This is a genomic window from Myroides sp. C1519, from assembly GCF_038039755.1.
GTDB classification, from domain to species: Bacteria; Bacteroidota; Bacteroidia; order Flavobacteriales; family Flavobacteriaceae; genus Flavobacterium; species Flavobacterium phaeum_A.
In genome coordinates, this window is record NZ_JBBPHM010000002.1 from 47,169 (window position 1) to 65,852 (window position 18,684).

An 18,684-nucleotide genomic window follows, 5' to 3' on the forward strand; every position below is an offset into this window, starting at 1 on the left:
TTATTTGATCAATTCTTCTTTTAGTTGATGTATCTTTTGGATTCTATTCCAGTCAAAGGTTTTTGATTCTTCCGATACGTAGCTAAGCAAGAGAAAAGCTTTTTGTTTGTAGGCTAAGTGTTTTTCTGGATTTATCTTAACGATTTTATTGCTTGTTGTAGTAAGAATATCAGCTAATAATTCCAAGTTATCCAAGTCAAAGTTTTTGGTTTCTTTGAGATACTCAATGGCAGCTTTGTCATCTGTCATAGCAATAAAATCATCCAATTGGAGAAGGTTTTCTTCAGAAAGTTTTTTGCTCATTGCTTGGAGCTCATCTTCTGATTCAAACTCTTCAAGAGGGAGTGAATTAAAAACGGCTCTTAGTAACAGAGCCGCTTGTTGTATCATTCGAAGGACCATATCCCTTTTTTCCACTATTTAACAGGTCTTAATGTGTTGCTGAAAGTAACTTTAAAAGGAATTTCTTTATTCGCATTGTTTTTCATTACATAAATGAATTTAAACATTTTTGCGTGATCAGCCTCAATTGTTAACTCACCTCCTGTAAAGCTATCTGCTATAATAACATCTTGTTCGTTTTCAATACGAATAGATTTAGCGATTCCAGATTTCAGGTCACTCATTGTCATTCCTCTAAAAAATGATTTGCTGTCATTCTTGACTGTGATATTCTCTCCTTTGAATCCTTTTGTTAGGATAATAACAGAATATTTATCTTCAGAAGCTCTCATTCCTTTTAGATAGTTGTCTCTTGTTTGGTCAGATACAGAGCGGAAATCATCTCTCACTTGTGCGTATTCTGGTAAGTCAACAACATCTTTTTCGATAGGAAGCCTTTCTTCCTCTTTGATTTTTTCTATCTTTTCTTCAATAGTAAGTTCCTTTTTAGGTGTAAAAACAGACGAACCTGATTTACACATTGAGAACAAAACGATTAATGCTAAGAAGGGTAATTTTTTCATATTCTTAATTTAACGATGATAAGTATGCGATCGTAAGTAAGTATCTTTGTGGCGGTAAAGATAATTTTTTACAATAGAATAAAAAAATTGTAAAAGTTGCGAATAATGTTAAAACTGTATTTTTAAATGAATTACGACGTCATATTAGTAGGAGGAGGAGCCGCTGGATTTTTTACAGCAATCAATCTTGCAGAGAGAAAAAAAGGGCTTAAAATAGCAATATTAGAAAGAGGGAAAGAGGTTCTTTCAAAAGTTAGAATTTCAGGTGGAGGACGTTGTAATGTAACTCACGCATGCTTTGATCCTAAAGAGCTTACACAGTTTTATCCGAGAGGAGCAAAAGAGTTATTAGGACCATTTCACCAGTTTTGTGCAGGAGATACAATAGCTTGGTTTGAAGATCATGGTGTAACTTTAAAGATTGAAGAAGACGGTAGAATGTTTCCTGATACAGATTCATCACAGACTATTATTGACTGTTTTTTAAAGGCAGCAAAACAATTGAAAATTGATGTTTTAACAGGAACAAGTGTGCAAAGTGTGTTTAAAAAAGAGAATTCTTGGAAGTTAGATACGACAAATGGAGGATATGAGTGCTCTCATTTAGTGATGACAACAGGAAGTAATCCAAAAATATGGGGATTAATCAATGAGCTTGGACATAAAATTGTAGAGCCTGTGCCGTCATTGTTTACATTTAATATCAAAGATAAACGCATTAAAGATTTAATGGGAGTAGCAACTCCTGCTGAGGTAAAAGTAAAAGGAACAAAGTTAGAAGCAAGTGGTCCGTTATTGATTACACATTGGGGAATGAGTGGTCCTGGTATTTTGCGTTTGTCAGCTTGGGGAGCTCGTATTTTAGCAGATAAAAATTATCAGTTTCAGATTAATGTGAATTGGTTGCCAAATCACGATTTTGAGTCTGTGATGGAATTATTGCAAACAATACGCAAAGAACACGCTAAGAAAACTGTAATCAAAAGGGTAGAAATTGATTTGCCTAATCGTTTATGGGAAAGAATTGTTGAGGTATCTGGATTTGCAAACGACGTAAAGTGGGCTGATGTTACTAATAAGCAATTAGAAGTATTAGCTGCTGAACTAACTAAGGCAGAAATGCAAGTTAATGGAAAGAGTACATTTAAAGACGAATTTGTAACCGCTGGAGGAATTGATTTAAAGGAAATTAATTTTAAAACAATGGAGAGTAAAATCAATACAGATTTGTATTTTGCAGGAGAAGTTGTAAACATAGACGCTATTACAGGAGGGTTCAACTTTCAGAATGCGTGGACAACAGGATTCATAGCTGCAAATGCTATTTGTGATAAAATAGAAAACCAATAAGTATGAAGTTTAACTACTACAACGTATCCAGTAGAATATTGCTATTTCTAATTTGTATAGGACCCTTTTTAGGTTCTGCCCTTTTCTTTTTGAGTGTAGGAAATGTGTTGACGATTATTTTGAGTGTGGTAATGCTATTCTTATTTGTCGTGTTTTTATACAAAAGTAGCTTTATGAATGTGACTATTGATGAAAAAGGAGTCTTATATAAAAGCTTATTTCAAGAAAAAGCACTGCAATGGGAAGAAATAAAAGATGTATTAATCGTTGTACGAGAGCGACGTTCTATTCCTGATTACTATAAGTTAGACGAGTGGTTGGAAGCAGGTAAGTTAGGTAAAAGTTATTTTATTCTATTTAGAACAACAGAAGGTTTTCCTGAAAACCCAATGTTTATGTTTAGTGCGCCAGTTGGAAGAGAGTATATAAGTGTACAGTTTAGAAAAGGAGTAGAGCAGGCCATTAGAAAGAATTATTTGAAGCTATAATGTGGGTTTTTATAGGTTGATAATTTAGGAGTTATCTGTAAATTAGAAAAAGGTCTTTTAGATGAAAATTCCTATGATAAGGACATTTAAGATAAAAGATAGTATTTTTGTTTAAAGAAGAAGAAGTAAAAATGACAATAAAAGATTTTATATTTGATAGAGAAGTTGACTTGACAAGTGTTGTTCAAGGAACTTTTTCGTGGAGTTCGCCAAGTAATATTGCTTTGGTGAAATATTGGGGAAAGAAGGATAATCAGATTCCTGCTAATCCATCGTTGAGTTTTACATTGAGTAATTGTAAAACAATTACTTCTTTGGAATATAAAGTAAAGACAAAAAAGGGAATAAGCTTTGATTTGTTGTTTGAAGGAAAACCAAAAGAAGACTTTAAACCGAAAGTGCAAAAGTTCTTTGAGCGAATTTTGTCTTATTGTCCTTATATAGAAGATTATCACTTTGTAATAGATACAGAAAATACCTTTCCGCATAGTTCAGGAATTGCATCATCAGCATCAGGAATGGCGGCTATGGCAGTAAATGTAATGTCGTTAGAGAAAGCATTATTTCCAGAGATGACAGACGAATATTTTGATAAGAAGGCATCTTTCTTAGCGAGATTAGGTTCGGGAAGTGCTTGTAGAAGTATTGTCGGAAGTGTAGTTGTTTGGGGAGAACACAAGGATATTGCAGATAGTTCAGATTTATACGGGGTTGCTTTTCCAGAAGAAGTACACGAAGTATTTAAAGATTACTGTGATGTGATTTTATTAGTTGACAAAGGAGAGAAGAAGGTATCAAGTACAGTAGGACACGATTTGATGCACAATCATCCCTTTGCCAAAGAGAGATTTGCACAAGCTCATACAAACTTAGCTAAGTTGAAAAATATTTTAGTTGAGGGTAATTTAGAAGAATTTATTTCGTTAGTAGAAAGTGAAGCTTTGACATTGCACGCAATGATGATGACTTCAATGCCTTATTTTATTTTAATGAAGCCTAAGACTTTGAAAATTATCGAGAAGATTTGGAACTTTAGAGAGCAGACAAAAATCCCTGTGTGTTTTACATTAGATGCTGGGGCAAATGTCCACTTATTGTTTCCAAAACAAGATAAAGACTTTGTTATGACATTTATACGTCAAGAATTAGCAGAGCATTGTCAGGGAAAACACTTCATAGAAGATCAAATAGGCTTTGGTTCTGAGAGAATTAAATAAAAAGTTGTAAATTTATAGTATGGTATGCATATTGCATGTTAAACACTTAAAATTTGTAAATATGAAAAAGTTATTATCAATTTTGGGATTAGTATTAAGTAGTTTGTTTGGATTTCAAAGTGCTTATGCTCAAGAATTAGTTGAAGATCAAAACCCTAATTATAAAGCGAGTTTGTCTAAGTATATGGCTGCGAAAGATTCGTTGACTGCAACACTTAGTACAACTGTACAAGACACGTACAAAGCATATGATTGGTATGAAGCAAAACAAGAGCGCAAAGCTCAGAAAAGAGAATATCGCCACGAAGAGCGAATGGCTCGTGCTAAAAACCGTTCATATAATAATGGGTATTACAACAATGGTTACTATGGTAATGGGTATTATGGTAGTAGCTATTACAACAACAGTTGGAATTGGTTACCGCGAATTGGATACCGCACAGGAAACTGGATGTTTTCTATCTAATTGATCGCAAAGTAAAATAGAACAAAGTAAAAATAATAAGAGGAAGATTATGCAAATTAAACGTATTGCGTTAGCTACAATATTGGCTGCATCAGGAATATTTATCACGTCATGTGGACGTCAAGTAACAAGAGTAGGAATTGAAGAAACTATTGATATTAGCGGTAGATGGAACAATACAGACTCAAGAGAAGTTGCTGAGCAAATGACAAGCCAAATCTTAAGCGGATCTTGGATTGGAGATCACCAAGAAAGCAATGCTGGAAAAAAACCAGTTGTAATTGTTGGTATGGTTCAAAATAAAAGTCACGAGCATATTGATGCAGAAACATTCGTAAAAGATGTTGAAAGATCTTTTATTCAATCACAAAGAGTACGTTTAGTTCAAGGAGGTGCAAAAAGAGAAGAATTGAGAGCTGAAAGAGCTGATCAACAAACAAACTCTTCTGTTTCTACGATGAAGAAATTCGGATTAGAGAACGGAGCAGATTACATTCTTCAAGGTTCTATCAACTCAATTGTTGACTCTCACAAAAAGAAAAAAGTAGTTTACTACCAAGTGAATTTAGAATTAACAAACATTCAATCTGGAGAAGTTGTTTGGATTGGAGAGAAGAAAATTGCTAAATACGTAAAGAACTAATTTAAAATATTATAGATGGTTTCATACAAAACCATATATTCTTTCACAAAAACATCAGTGCTATTTGCACTGATGTTTTTCGTGTTTGGATGTGCTTCTTATCACGATAGGATAACAGATTATTATCAGAAACTTGGTTCGTCTCAATTTGAAGAGGCTGAGAAAGCTTTGGACAAAAATGCATTGTTGCAAAAGTCGAGAAACAAGTTGTTGTTTTATATGGAGAAAGGCCGTGTAGCTCATTTAAAAGGAGATTATGCGAGTAGTAATAAGTACCTTAATGAAGCCGATCTATTAGTTGAAGATGGTTTAAAAAGTACTGGTGATGTGGCAGTAGGATTGTTTTTAAACTCAATGTCTCAAAATTACAAAGGAGAGGAGTTTGAAATTTTTATGTTACATTATTACAAAGCTTTAAACTATTTGTACTTAGGTCAGTTTGATGAAGCTATTGTTGAGGCTCGTCGTATTACACTACAGAATTATGCACAAGGCGACAAGTATAAAGAGAAAAGTACTCGTTATTCAAAAGATGCGTTTTCATTGACCTTGCAAGGGTTGATTTATGAAGCAAGTGGAAATTATAACGATGCGTTTATCGCTTATCGAAATGCAGTTGAGGTATATCAGAATGCAAAAGGCGGACTTTACTATGGAGTAGCAATGCCTGAGAATCTTAAATACGATGTTATGAGAATGGCTTCGCGTATGGGATTCAAAAGTGAGTTGGATAAGTTTGAACGCGATTTTAAAATGAAGTTCAAAGATTATCAACCTACTGCAGGTGGAGAATTAGTTGTCTTTTGGGAGAATGGTAGAGCGCCAATTAAAGAACAAGAAAACGTATTTTTCTCTTTAGTAAAAGGAGAAGATGGAGGTGTGTTCTTTACGAATGCTTTAGGGATTATGATTCCAATAGACTTTGGAATAGCAGGAAAGACAAGCTTGAATGATGTTCATAGTTTGAATATTGCTTACCCGAAATATATTGTTCAGAAACCACCTTATACCTTTGCGACAATAAAAACAAGTTCAGCTGATAAATATAGATTTGAAAAAGTTGAAGATATTGATGTTTTAGCTGTGAAAACATTAGATGAACGCGCAGGTAAAGAATTAAGTAAGATATTAACTCGTGTAGCTGTAAAGAAATCAGCTGAGTATGCGTTAAAATCAGCTGCTCGTTCAAATGGTAAAAACGGAGATAATAATGCTTTGTTAGAGGGACTTGGTTTAGGAGTACAGTTATTTAATATGTTCTCCGAAAAAGCAGACACTCGTAACTGGCAGACATTACCAGCTCAGATTAACTATGTTCGTGTTCCTCTTCAAACAGGTATGAATAAATTGACAATTGAACTTGAGCGTCCAACAGGTCAACGTACAGAACAAACGATTGAAGTGGAGGCAAACGGTAAGATGAGGTTTTATAATTTTGCAACAATGCGATAAGTTATGACTAAGAACAAAGTATGTACACATTGTAAAGCACCTATTGATTGTAAAACAGAAGATATTGCTCATTGTGCGTGTAGTGAAGTAACAATTTCTAATGCTACAAGAGCTTTTTTGGGAAGTTCATATCATAAATGTCTTTGTAATGATTGTTTAGTTAAGTTTAACGAGATGATTGAACTTGCTAAAGGCAAAGAATTTCCAAAGCGAAGAAGTGAGATGGAGGAAGGAGTGCATTATTATATGGAAAATGAGTATTTTGTATTTACAGAATTGTATCATTTGATGAAAGGACAATGTTGTCAGAATGGTTGTAGACATTGTGTTTATAGCTTTAAAAACAGGTATTTATAAAAAAATATATAGGAAAGAAAGGCCTGTGAGGATATAATATGTATTTTTGCAGGGTGAATTCACTTTTATAGCTATGAAAGGACCATTATTTTATTCGAAGATTCTTCTTTTTGGAGAATATGGAATCATTAGAGATTCAAAAGGTTTATCGATTCCTTATAATTTTTATAAGGGAGCTTTGAAAATTGCAGACAAATTAGAGGGTGTTGCATTAAAATCAAATGAGAGTTTGAAAAATTTTGCTGCTTATTTAAGAGATTTGCAAGAGACAGAACCAACATTAGTACAATTTGATTTAGATCGTTTAAATAACGAGATTGAGGAAGGGTTGTATTTTGACTCGAGTATTCCACAAGGATATGGTGTGGGAAGTAGTGGTGCATTAGTTGCTGCTATTTATGACCAATATGCTTTTGAGAAGATAACAGTATTGGAAAACTTGACGAAAGACAAGTTACTTGTGTTGAAAGGTATCTTTGGAAAAATGGAAGCATTTTTTCACGGTACAAGTTCAGGGTTAGATCCATTAAACAGTTATTTAAGCCTGCCAATATTGATTAATTCAAAAGACAATATTGAACCAGCAGGTATTCCTTCACAAAGTGTAGATGGTAAAGGAGGAGTTTTCTTGATAGATTCTGGTATTGTTGGAGAAACAGCTCCAATGATTACTATATTTATGGAGAACTTAAAAGACCAAGGTTTCCGTCAGATGTTGAAAGAGCAGTTTGTAAAACATACAGATGCTTGTGTTGAAAACTTCTTGAAAGGAGATGTTAAGTCTTTATTTAGTAATACAAAACAATTATCTAAAGTAGTATTGAATCATTTTAAACCAATGATTCCGGAGCAATTCCACAATGTTTGGCAAAAGGGAATTGAGACAAATGATTACTACTTGAAGCTATGTGGATCTGGAGGTGGAGGATACATCTTAGGTTTTACAGCAGATATTGAAAAAGCGAAAGAATCTCTTAAAGATTATAAATTAGAAGTTGTATATCAATTCTAATTAGATAGTAGAAATGTTATAACCTTTCGCTTAGGCGAATAAATTTAGATACAAGAAAGAAATGTTATCTAGGAAAAATAAATTACTCTTAGCTAAGATATTCAGCTTGTTCTCTGTAGTGAGAGGTTATAATATTTTTATCATTGTAATGGCGCAATACTTAGCGTCTATATTTATATTTGCCCCTCAGAAAAGAGCACTTGATGTCGTATTAGATTGGCGTTTGTTTTTGATTATATTCGCTTCTTCGTTAGCCATTGCAGGAGGTTATATTATTAATAACTTCTACGATGCTGAAAAAGATTTGATCAATCGACCTGCGAAGTCTATGTTGGATAAGTTGGTTAGTCAAGCGACAAAGTTACGTGTGTATTTTACACTTAACTTCTTGTCTGTATTGATTGTACTACCTGTATCTTTCCATGTTTCTTTATTCTTTTCGGGTTATATATTTTTGTTGTGGTTCTATTCACACAAACTAAAGAAATATCCAATTATTGGTAATTTAACAGCATCGTTACTTGCCATATTGCCCTTCTTTAGTATCCTTATGCATTTTAAATTTTTCTACTCAACAATATTTTTGCATGCTTCTTTTTTGTATTTGATTATTCTAATACGCGAGTTGATTAAAGACATGGAAAATATTAAGGGAGATTTTGCTAATAATTACCAAACTATTCCGGTTCGGTTTGGAGAACAGAAAGCAAAACAAATAATCACAGCAGTTACTGTATTAACGCTTGTACCAATCTATTTGATCGTGAGTGATCACGCTTTAGAAGTTGGATATATGGTCTATTACTTTTATATGAGTATAGGTGTATTGATCTTATTTTTGTACAAGTTATGGAAATCAGGTGCCATCAGTGAATACCATAGCCTGCATGTGAGTTTAAAGTTGCTAATACTATTAGGTGTGTTTTCAATTATATTGATTAATCCAGAGGTAGTAGTAAGCGGTAAGATTCTACTTAAAGAATCTTTATAGTAATAAAAGTTTTGTAAACTTTTATTGTAATGTTAATTAAAGCAGAGAATATCTATCTTTGCAAAAATCTTTTTGATATGAATAACGGTAAGTCGAATTCAAGAAATAATAATTCAAGTCGCTCAGGGAGTAAGAGTGGAGCGGGTAAAAAGCCTTTTGGGAAAAGTGGTAATGGTGCTAAGAAATCTTTTAGTAAGAGTGGAGATGGTGCTAAAAAGTCTTTTGCGAAAAGCAATGATGGAAAAAGTACAGATTTAAAGAGAATTCAAGCGAATACTACTGCTTCAAAAGCTTTTGATAAAAAGCCAAAAGCAAAGTCTTCTTCTAAAGATTCTGATGAAATTCGTCTAAATAAATATATTGGTAATTCGGGAGCTTGTTCTCGTCGTGATGCAGATTTATACATTGTGTCTGGTAACGTAAAAGTAAACGGAGAAGTGGTAACTGAATTAGGGTACAGAGTTAAACCTACTGATGTTGTAAACTTTGATGGAACTGTTCTTACACCAGAGAAAAAAATCTATGTGTTATTGAATAAACCAAAAGGTTTTTCAAGTATTAACGAGCCAGTAATTAGTCCAGAAAACATTTTGAGTTTAATTAAAGGATCGTCAAAGTATCCATTAACTCCGATTGGTCGTATGGATAAAACAACGATGGGATTAATGTTATTTACAAATGACAGTGATTTAATTCAGAAGTTGAATAAAACAGAACAACGTTCTTCTAAATTATACCACGTTTCTTTAGATAAGAATTTAAAGTATGAAGATTTAGAGAAAATTAAAAAAGGTGTGTACATTGACGAGCGTCGTGTATTTGCAGAAGATGTTGCTTATGTTGATGACCAACCAAAAACAGAGGTGGGTATTAAATTAAAAGCATCAAACGTGAAGTTAGTACGTGCTATTTTTGAGTCATTAAAATACAATGTAATCAAATTAGACCGTGTAATGTACGGAGGATTGACTAAATGGAATTTACCAAGAGGTAAATGGAGATTCTTAACAGAAGAAGAAGTACGTAATTTAAAAAACGGAAATTAATATAAAAGGCTCATCAATTGATGAGCCTTTTTTTTATTGTAAATATTCAGGTAATTCCATCGGAACTTCCATTACTAAGATGTGACTATTTTCGTGTGCGTGAACCGTAAAGTTAGGTTGATTCCAAAAACCGATTGCATCTCTTTTGTCAAGCGTAATATCGTCGATTGTAATTTGTCCTTCTAAGACAAAAAGGAAGATACCATTGCTTTTATCTTTAAGATCATACGTTAATTCTTTACCAGTATCTAAATCAGCCATATGAAACCAAGCGTTTTGATTAATCCAAACACCTTTGTCCTCTTGGTTAGGAGATAAGATTTGGTCCCATTTGTTATGACGATCCTCTTTGTTTATTTGGATCTGGTCATATCTTGGTTTAACGTTTAATTTATTAGGAAATAACCATATTTGTAAGAATTTACTCTCCTCTGTTTCACTTGGGTTAAACTCACTGTGTTGTACACCCGTTCCTGCACTCATTGCTTGTATTTCTCCTTGGCGAATTATAGTGCCATTTCCCATACTATCTTTATGTTCTAAGCTTCCTGATAGCGGAATAGAGATAATCTCCATATTGTCGTGAGGATGCGTTCCAAAGCCCATACCAGCTGCAACATTGTCGTCATTTAAAACGCGTAGTACACCAAAGTGTATTCTATCATTGTTTCTGTAGTTTGCAAAACTAAAAGTATGATGAGATTTTAACCAACCGTGGTTAGCGTATCCTCTTGTATCTGCTTTGTATAAAATTTTATTTTCCATAGTTGTTTCATTTTGATAGTACAAAGATACAACTGAGTAAAGGTGTTATTGCTTAACGTAGGTTAAGAAACACTATAGGTTATTTACCTGTCAGCAAACGTTTTTTCATTTTGCTGAAAAATTCCGGAGTAATGCCTAAATACGAGGCAATTTGTTTTTGAGGTAGATTGTACTTAATCTCAGGGAAACGATTGCAAAAGCGTTCATATCGTTCTTCCGCTGTCAATCTCATATTGTCCATTAATCGTTGTTGGTTAGCAACAAGCGAGCGTTCAATTAAGATTCTAAAATATCGTTCAATTTTAGGTACGCGATCAAATAGCGCTAATTGATGATCTCTGCTAATTGTCATAACAATAGCATCTTCGACCACTTCAATGTATGACTCCCCTGGTTTTTGAGAAAGGAAACTATACATATCAGCAATCCACCAATTGGTCGTTGCAAAACTCATAGTGTGTTCTGTTGTTTGATCATCTAAACAATAGTTTCTCAAGATACCAGAAAGGACAAAACAAGAGTTTACACAAACATCTCCCGCTAAAAGTAATTTAGTCTTTGCTGGATATCGTATTGTGGTAAAAGATTCTAAAACAATTTGTTGTTCTTCTTTAGTAAGAGAAACGTGCTTAGCGATACTTGAGAGTAATAAGTCCAAAATGTGATATTTTATTGTTGATTTAAAAGTACTTAATTTCAGTAGTGGAAACAAAAAAAGGTTCTATAATTATAGAACCTTTAATATATTTAATGAGTATTAGGCTTATTTTAAAGCTTCTTTTACTCTTCTTAATGCTTCGATTAATTGGTCTTCACTTGTAGCATAAGACATACGAATACAGTTAGGATTACCAAAAGCATCACCTGTTACAGTAGCAACATGAGCTTCTTCAAGTAGATACATTGATAAATCATCAGAATTGTTTACTTGAACACCTTGGTATGTTTTTCCGAATAAGGCAGATACATCTGGGAAAACGTAAAAAGCACCTTCAGGAACATTAATCTTCATACCAGGAATCTCTTTGATTAATCCAACAACTAAGTCTCTACGTCTTTGGAAAGCTTGAACCATATCTTTTAAAACACTTGGATCAGCTTCAACCGCTGTAATAGTTGCTCTTTGAGCGATACTATTAGCACCAGAAGTTACTTGTCCTTGCATTTTAGTACACGCTTTAGCAATGAACTCAGGAGCACCGATGTATCCAATACGGTAACCAGTCATAGCAAAAGCTTTTGCGATACCATTTACAGTAATAGTACGGTTTTGTAAACTACCAATTGTACCAATACTACAATGAGAACCCGTGAAGTTGATATGTTCGTAAATCTCATCTGATAAGATGAAGATATTAGGATATTTTTCTAATACAGCTGCAATTGCTTCAAATTCTGATTGACTGTACACAGAACCACTTGGGTTACAAGGTGAACAGAACCATATCATTTTAGTTTTAGGAGTAATTGCGCTTTCAAGTTGCTCAGGAGTAATTTTGAAATCAGTGTCAATAGACGTTGGAACTTCCACAGGAATACCACCAGCTATTTTTACAATTTCAGCATAACTAACCCAATAAGGAGCAGGAATTACTACTTCATCACCAGGATTAATCATTACTTGTGCAACATTATAAAGAGATTGTTTTGCACCTGTAGAAACTACAATTTGGTTTGGAGCATAATTAAGATTGTTATCTCTTTTAAACTTTTTGCTTATAGCCTCTTTTAACTCCATGTATCCATCTACAGGAGGGTATTTACTGAAGTTATCTTTGATTGCTTGTATAGCAGCTTCTTTGATAAACTCAGGAGCATTAAAGTCAGGTTCTCCTAAACTTAAACTAATCACATCGATTCCTTGAGATTTTAGTTCTCTTGCTTTAGCCGCCATTGCTAAAGTTTGTGATGTTGTTAAACTGTTAATTCTATCAGATAAAAATTGAGAATTCATATTAAAATAATGGTTTACTAATCGGTTATCTCAAAGGTAATTATTAATTGTGGTTTAATCGTTATGAGTTTTCTGTTTTTACCAATAAAAAGGCTACTTTTGTCAAAATTTTAGACATGGAAGAAATCTTAAAATATTTTCCTGATTTGACACCTTTACAGATTAGTCAGTTCGAAAAATTAGAAGAGGTTTATATTGAGTGGAATGCAAAGATTAATGTTATTTCACGTAAGGACATACAAGAGTTATATACAAAACACGTATTGCATTCATTAGGAATAGCTAAGGTAATGGAGTTTTTACCAGGAGCAAAGATTATGGATGTTGGTACAGGTGGTGGTTTTCCTGGAATTCCATTGGCTATTTTGTATCCGGAAACACAGTTTTACTTAATTGACATTATTGCTAAGAAGATTAGAGTAGTTAATGAAGTAGTTCAAGCGTTAGAATTGAAAAATGTTGTAGCAGAACAAAAACGTGCTGAAACAGTAGATGAGAAGTTTGATTTTATTGTAAGCCGTGCCGTTACAAATATGTCTGATTTTGTGAAATGGATAAGACATAAAACAGCGAAAGAAAATAAACACGAGTTTGAGAATGGAATCCTTTATTTAAAAGGAGGCGATTTGACAGAGGAGTTGAAAGATTTTCCAAAGGCAGTTGAATTTGATTTAACGAACATTTTTGACAACGAGTTTTTTGAAACAAAAAAGGTAGTTTATTTACCTTTAAAATATAAAGGTTAATCTCTGTGATTGCCTTCAAGGCCACCTATTTTAGGTGGCCTTTTTTTATTGGTATGTTTTCTGATTTGAGTGAAGAGTATGGCAGAGTAGTTTGTTTTTCATTATTTAAAAATCTACCATATTTATGGTATTTCAGTTTTTAAGGATTCAAAATACATTTGTAACAGGAAAGTAGAGGAAAGATAATCTTTATATGTTAAGTGAATTAGTTGTTTTGGTTCGGGGCCTTTAAACAATTGTAAGGTTATCTGCCTTCTGCTTTTAAAGAATGTGAATCTAAAAATAAATAGTATGAACTCAAATTACTTACAACGGAATGGTGTTTTTCGTATAGTTACTGTTACCGACTCTTTTATTTCTTTGGAAGCATCATCTTTGATGTGTATGTGCTGCTGTATGTAGCCAATCTTTTTATGGGCATTCTTTTCTTCGCCCAATCATTTTTTTAATACCATTAATCTTTAATAATACACAATAGCATTTCATTGTTGTTGTGAGGATATTTATATGCAAAAAATCTACACTATTTTATTTGTATTTGCGAGTATAATTACGTTGCAAGCACAAGAAAGACTTGTATCCGGTAATGTTAGTGATACAGGAGGAACGCTACCTGGAGTAAGCGTAATAATTCAAGGAACCAATCAAGGTACAATGACTGATCTTGATGGAGGATATTCGATCAAAGTAAATGAAGGACAAGTTTTAGAGTTTTCATTTATTGGTTATCAAACTCAGAAAGTAACTTATAAAGGACAAGATGTAATCAATGTCACATTACAATATGAGTCAAGTGAGTTGTCTGAGGTTGTCATTCAAGTTCCTTATGGTACAGCAAACAAAAAGACTTATACAGGTTCGGTTGGTTTAATTCAAGCGAAGACAATTGAAAAGTCACAAGTGAGCAATGTATCAAAAGCATTAGAAGGTTCTGTTGCAGGGTTACAATCTTTTTCAGCAAGTGGCCAGCCAGGGTCAGAAGCAACAATTCGCATTAGAGGTGTTGGTTCTATCAATGCCAAAAGTGATCCGTTATATGTAGTGGATGGTGTTCCTTATGAAGGAGGATTATCTGCAATTGCAGCATCAGATATTGAGTCTATCTCTGTATTGAAAGACGCAACAGCAGCAACATTATATGGGTCTCGTGCAGCTAATGGGGTGATTATGATTACAACAAAGCAAGGGAAAAGAGAAACAGAACCACAGATTGAAATTACTGCAAAACACGGTATAAGTAATCGTGCCAGAAGTGATTATAAGCAGTTAAGTACAAATCAGTATATGGAGTTGCAATGGGAGGCAATTCGAAACGGACAAATGGACAATTCAAAGATGTCTGCTTCAGAGGCTGCCGCTTATGCTTCAACGAATTTAGTAAACTCTATTGGTATTAATCCTTACGGATTAGATAATCCACGTCCAGTAGGTTTAGACGGAAAACTATTGCCAGGATTGAAACCATTGTGGAATGACGATTGGAGTGATGCATTGTCACAAAATGCAAGATATACAGATGTGAACCTAAGAGTAAGTGGAGGAAGTGCAAAATCACGATACTATGTTTCCGGGGGCTATTTGAATGATCAAGGATATGTTTTAGAATCAGGTTTTAAGCGTTTTAACCTTCGATCTAATATCATTATGGATGCGAAAGATTGGTTAGAAATAGGAATGAATGTTTCAGCTTCTCACTCGATTCAAGATTATCCTAAACAAGATGATAGCGCGATTACGAATGTAATTGGATTTGCACGTGGTTTACCTTCTTTTTATCCTATCTATGAACGCAATTTGACAACAGGAGAGTATCTGATAGATCCTTCAACAGGAGAGCGTATTTTTGATTATGGGAATTATAGAAAAACCTCTTATAACAAGTATAATTTAGTAGCAACGTTGCCACAAGATAAAAGTGAGATTAAAAAAGACGTGGCTACTTTCCGTACTTATGGTCAGATTAAGTTTTTAGAGAATTTAAAGTTTAAGTCTTCTTTGAACATTGATTACAATAGTACATATAATCACAATGTATCAAACCCAGATTTTGGTCCATCATCGGCCAATGGAGGAAGTGTGTCTCGCAGAAATACGCGTACTGTTAGTATGACCTTTAATAACGTTTTGAACTATAACTTAGATATTGATGATAAGAATTCATTGTCATTAATGGCAGGACAAGAATACTATCAATATGATTCAAATTATTTTGGAGGTGTTCGCCAGCAAATTATTAAGGCAGGGTTTGAAGAGCCTGATGCAGCATCGAGGTTAGTAGATTTTTACGGTAAAGCAGATGCATACAAGATGATGAGTTTCTTTGGTAATGCACAGTATTCATACGATAAGAAATATTATTTATCAGCGTCATATCGTAGAGATGGTTCTTCTCGTTTCTCACCAAAAAATAGATGGGGAGATTTTTGGTCAGTAGGTGCATCTTGGAGAATTATTGATGAAGATTTTATGAGCAACTACCGAGACACTTGGTTGTCAAATGCATTGTTTAAAGCAAGTTATGGAGCACAAGGGAACGATAATATAGGTTATTATGCTTATCAGTCGTTGTTTTCTATCTATAATAATTTAGGAGAATCGGGATTAGTTGCTTCACGTTTAGAAACTCCAGAATTGTCTTGGGAAACTAATATGAATTTAAACATTGGATTAGATCTTAGTTTCTTTAATAATCGTTTAAATACTTCGATTGAATATTTTGAGCGCAGATCAAAAGATTTATTGTTTGATAAAGCATTAGCACCCTCATTAGGTTTTTCATCAATACAAGAAAATGTAGGAGCTGTTAATAATTATGGATGGGAATTTACAGTAGATGGTTCGCCAATACAAACAGATGACTGGAGATTGCATTTAGGTTTGAATTTAACAACTTATAAAAATAAGATTACTTCACTTCCAACAAAAGAGATGTGGAGTGGTTCTAAGAAGTGGGTAGAAGGAGGATCAATTTACGATTTCTATATGGTAGAATGGGCAGGAGTTAATTCGGCAAATGGAAATCCACAATGGTATATTCAGAATACAGATGGTACAAAAAGGATTACAGAAGACTATTCAGAATTAGACGTAAAGGATAAGGTTTATAAAGGTAATTCACTACCAGATGTAACAGGTGGTTTTCAAGCAGAGTTGGCTTATAAGAACTGGGAATTATCAGCTAATTTCACTTATACTATTGGAGGGAAGATTTATAATAGAGATAAATTAAGTCTATACAGTGAAAGTGGAGATGGAGGTACTTGGAGTCGTGATATGTTAGACCGTTGGACCCCTGAAAATCCGAATACTGATGTTGTGAGATTAACGACAGATCCTAAAAGTTCTTGGACAAGAGAATCAGATCGTTTCTTGGTAGATAGATCATTTTTAAAGTTGAAAAATATAACGCTGACTTATAACTTACCACAAGAGTGGTTAAGAAAAATAAAACTAAACTCAGCGAGCTTGTTCTTTCAAGCAGAAAACTTGTTTACGTTGACAAAAGAACAAGGTTTAGATCCAGAACAAACTTTTGCAGGAACAACATATTTTCGTTACCCTTCTATGAGAACAATTTCATTAGGGTTGAATGTTAAACTATAATTTACTAAAAGATGAAGAATAGAATTTTTAAATATATAATTGGTGCTTTTGTAATTTCAACGTCTTTGGTGTCTTGTAGTTTAGATACTTCACCAACGGATGCAGTTGAAGAGTCAAAAGTGTTTACAACTACCGCTGATAATGAGAAGGTGTTGATAGGAGCTTGGGGACAATTAATGGAGTCTTTTTACTCTTTTGCTAATCCAGGTTATGGCGCTTTTTTAAGAGCAGGAGATGCTATGGGGAGTGATGTCGTATTGAATGGGAGATATGGTTTTCGCGATCATTATGCTTTTAAGGCTTTATATGGTAGAGGAGGAACGAATACACATAGTTGGGAGTTGACTTATAATACGATTAATAATGTCAACCACGTTATAACAAAAGTAGATGCTTCTGAAGGGAGTGTAAGTGATAAGAAAAGAATAAAAGGGCAAGCGTTAGCATTAAGAGGATTTATGTATTTGCATTTAGCTTCAAATTATTCTTTTGCAATAGACGTAAATCCAAATGCATTAACAGCTCCGATTTATTTAGAACCTACAACTATAAATAGTAGTCCGAAAGCATTAGCAAGTGTTAGAGAGTTGTATAATCAAGCTGTACAAGATTTAGAAGAAGCATTGTCTTTAATTCCAGACACACAGACGTACCGACGTGGTAATGCTAAAGGTAAAATAGACCAGGAAGTTGTATTAGGGCTATTGTCAAGAGCAACTTTGTATGCAAGGGATTGGGAGAAAGCTAAAAAATATTCAGATGCTTTGTTAGCGATAAATGATTATTTGATGACAGAGGAGGAGTATAAAAGTGGTTTTAATGACGCTTCAAATAAAGAGTGGATTTGGGGACATCAACAAACGCCAAATCAAAGTGATGCTTCTTATCAGTTTAATTTTTTAGACGTTACTTCAAAAGAGAGTTTTTATTTTAGCTTTAATGCAGATCCTTATTTTAGAGAAATGTTTGATGAAGGAGATTATAGAAAGAAGATGATATATTGGGCTCCAGATCCAGCAAATGACAAACCAAAAGAAGGAGATGAGGCTTATATGCGTTATGCAAAGTTTAAGTTCAAGGCAGGACAAATTGCTGATATTGTTTTAATGCGTACTTCGGAGATTTATTTGATTAATGCAGAGGCAAAAGCACAATTAGGAGATGGAGATGCGTTAAATAGATTGAATGCCCTAAAAGTAGCTCGTGGTGGAAGTCAGATGAATGGATTACAAGGCAAGGCTTTGTTGGAGGCTATTTGGGTAGAGCGTAGGAAAGAACTTTTTGGAGAAGGATTTAGTCTTGTTGATATAATACGCAATCAACAAAGTGTAGTTAGGAAAAGTTATCCACAGACAAAGCTGGTTCCTTTTTCATATGAGGTATTAGATTCAAATGGGAAAGTGAATGTAGTAACAGTAAATCTATTGCCATTAGGTCATCGTATTTTAAACTTTCCAGATCAGAGTGATTTTGCGCCTAATAGTAAATATTATTTGTTTAGAGTGCCATTAGTTGAAGAAAGAGAAAATGGAAATATCTAATATTTTATAGATTAGAGATTGAATTAATTAGCTTTAAATTAGAAGAAGGTTGTTATGTAGAAGAAATGCTACAGACAACCTTTTTCGC

Annotated in this window: 18 protein-coding genes; 13 read left to right on the forward strand and 5 right to left on the reverse strand. The window is 33.8% G+C overall.

The features are described from left to right. Both AABL81_RS01605 and AABL81_RS01610 read right to left on the reverse strand, forming a co-directional pair. Positions 1-390, reverse strand: coding sequence for a hypothetical protein (locus tag AABL81_RS01605; protein WP_341340216.1), 390 nt, complete (start codon positions 388-390; stop codon positions 1-3). A 26-nt stretch (positions 391-416) separates the two neighbouring features. Continuing rightward, positions 417-965 carry a hypothetical protein gene (locus AABL81_RS01610; RefSeq protein WP_158209526.1) on the reverse strand — a complete coding sequence of 183 codons (549 nt, stop codon included), beginning with the start codon at positions 963-965 and terminating at the stop codon, positions 417-419. 126 nt (positions 966-1,091) lie between these two features. On the opposite strand from AABL81_RS01610, the gene AABL81_RS01615 reads away from it, so the two are divergent. The 10 genes from AABL81_RS01615 (at position 1,092) to AABL81_RS01660 (ending at position 9,987) form a co-directional block, all read left to right on the forward strand. Then, positions 1,092-2,315: an NAD(P)/FAD-dependent oxidoreductase gene (locus AABL81_RS01615; RefSeq protein WP_341340217.1), complete on the forward strand. Its 1,224-nt coding sequence runs from the start codon at positions 1,092-1,094 to the stop codon at positions 2,313-2,315. A 2-nt stretch (positions 2,316-2,317) separates the two neighbouring features. Further along, complete coding sequence (locus AABL81_RS01620) at positions 2,318-2,803, forward strand: PH domain-containing protein (RefSeq protein ID WP_341340218.1); 486 nt, start codon at positions 2,318-2,320, stop codon at positions 2,801-2,803. Positions 2,804-2,934: 131 nt separating this feature from the next. Then, the gene (locus AABL81_RS01625) at positions 2,935-4,020 is read left to right on the forward strand and encodes a diphosphomevalonate/mevalonate 3,5-bisphosphate decarboxylase family protein (protein WP_158211315.1); all 1,086 of its coding nucleotides are present in this window, start codon (positions 2,935-2,937) and stop codon (positions 4,018-4,020) included. 61 nt (positions 4,021-4,081) lie between these two features. After that, positions 4,082-4,486: a hypothetical protein gene (locus AABL81_RS01630; protein WP_090404924.1), complete on the forward strand. Its 405-nt coding sequence runs from the start codon at positions 4,082-4,084 to the stop codon at positions 4,484-4,486. 49 nt (positions 4,487-4,535) lie between these two features. Further along, positions 4,536-5,129 (forward strand): penicillin-binding protein activator LpoB, encoded by a 594-nt coding sequence (locus AABL81_RS01635; protein WP_090405375.1) that lies wholly within the window; start codon positions 4,536-4,538, stop codon positions 5,127-5,129. 15 nt (positions 5,130-5,144) lie between these two features. Continuing rightward, positions 5,145-6,581 carry a COG3014 family protein gene (locus AABL81_RS01640; protein WP_158209523.1) on the forward strand — a complete coding sequence of 479 codons (1,437 nt, stop codon included), beginning with the start codon at positions 5,145-5,147 and terminating at the stop codon, positions 6,579-6,581. A gap of 3 nt (positions 6,582-6,584) precedes the next feature. Then, positions 6,585-6,938, forward strand: a complete 354-nt coding sequence (locus AABL81_RS01645; RefSeq protein WP_341340219.1) for a cysteine-rich CWC family protein — start codon at positions 6,585-6,587, stop codon at positions 6,936-6,938. A 73-nt stretch (positions 6,939-7,011) separates the two neighbouring features. Next, positions 7,012-7,950 carry a mevalonate kinase family protein gene (locus AABL81_RS01650; protein ID WP_341340220.1) on the forward strand — a complete coding sequence of 313 codons (939 nt, stop codon included), beginning with the start codon at positions 7,012-7,014 and terminating at the stop codon, positions 7,948-7,950. A 61-nt stretch (positions 7,951-8,011) separates the two neighbouring features. Next, entirely contained in the window at positions 8,012-8,941 is a 930-nt protein-coding gene (locus AABL81_RS01655; RefSeq protein ID WP_341340221.1) for a geranylgeranylglycerol-phosphate geranylgeranyltransferase, read from the forward strand. 77 nt (positions 8,942-9,018) lie between these two features. Next, positions 9,019-9,987 carry a pseudouridine synthase gene (locus tag AABL81_RS01660; RefSeq protein WP_158209520.1) on the forward strand — a complete coding sequence of 323 codons (969 nt, stop codon included), beginning with the start codon at positions 9,019-9,021 and terminating at the stop codon, positions 9,985-9,987. 33 nt (positions 9,988-10,020) lie between these two features. Here the strand turns inward: AABL81_RS01660 and AABL81_RS01665 are convergent, their stop codons facing one another. From AABL81_RS01665 to AABL81_RS01675, 3 genes are all read right to left on the reverse strand, one after another. Continuing rightward, positions 10,021-10,752 (reverse strand): pirin family protein, encoded by a 732-nt coding sequence (locus AABL81_RS01665; protein WP_341340222.1) that lies wholly within the window; start codon positions 10,750-10,752, stop codon positions 10,021-10,023. A gap of 79 nt (positions 10,753-10,831) precedes the next feature. Then, positions 10,832-11,410, reverse strand: a complete 579-nt coding sequence (locus tag AABL81_RS01670) for a Crp/Fnr family transcriptional regulator (protein ID WP_341340223.1) — start codon at positions 11,408-11,410, stop codon at positions 10,832-10,834. 105 nt (positions 11,411-11,515) lie between these two features. Further along, on the reverse strand, positions 11,516-12,706 hold the full coding sequence (locus AABL81_RS01675) for a pyridoxal phosphate-dependent aminotransferase (protein ID WP_341340224.1): 1,191 nt from the start codon (positions 12,704-12,706) through the stop codon (positions 11,516-11,518). Positions 12,707-12,822: 116 nt separating this feature from the next. Here AABL81_RS01675 and rsmG point away from each other — a divergent pair, with 116 nt between their 5' ends. From rsmG to AABL81_RS01690, 3 genes are all read left to right on the forward strand, one after another. Continuing rightward, a complete protein-coding gene (gene rsmG, locus AABL81_RS01680) occupies positions 12,823-13,452 on the forward strand; it encodes a 16S rRNA (guanine(527)-N(7))-methyltransferase RsmG (protein WP_158209517.1) in 630 nt (209 codons plus the stop codon). A 507-nt stretch (positions 13,453-13,959) separates the two neighbouring features. Next, positions 13,960-17,055, forward strand: coding sequence for a SusC/RagA family TonB-linked outer membrane protein (locus AABL81_RS01685; protein WP_158209516.1), 3,096 nt, complete (start codon positions 13,960-13,962; stop codon positions 17,053-17,055). A gap of 11 nt (positions 17,056-17,066) precedes the next feature. After that, positions 17,067-18,596, forward strand: coding sequence for a RagB/SusD family nutrient uptake outer membrane protein (locus tag AABL81_RS01690; RefSeq protein WP_341340225.1), 1,530 nt, complete (start codon positions 17,067-17,069; stop codon positions 18,594-18,596). The last annotated feature ends 88 nt before the right edge of the window (positions 18,597-18,684 follow it).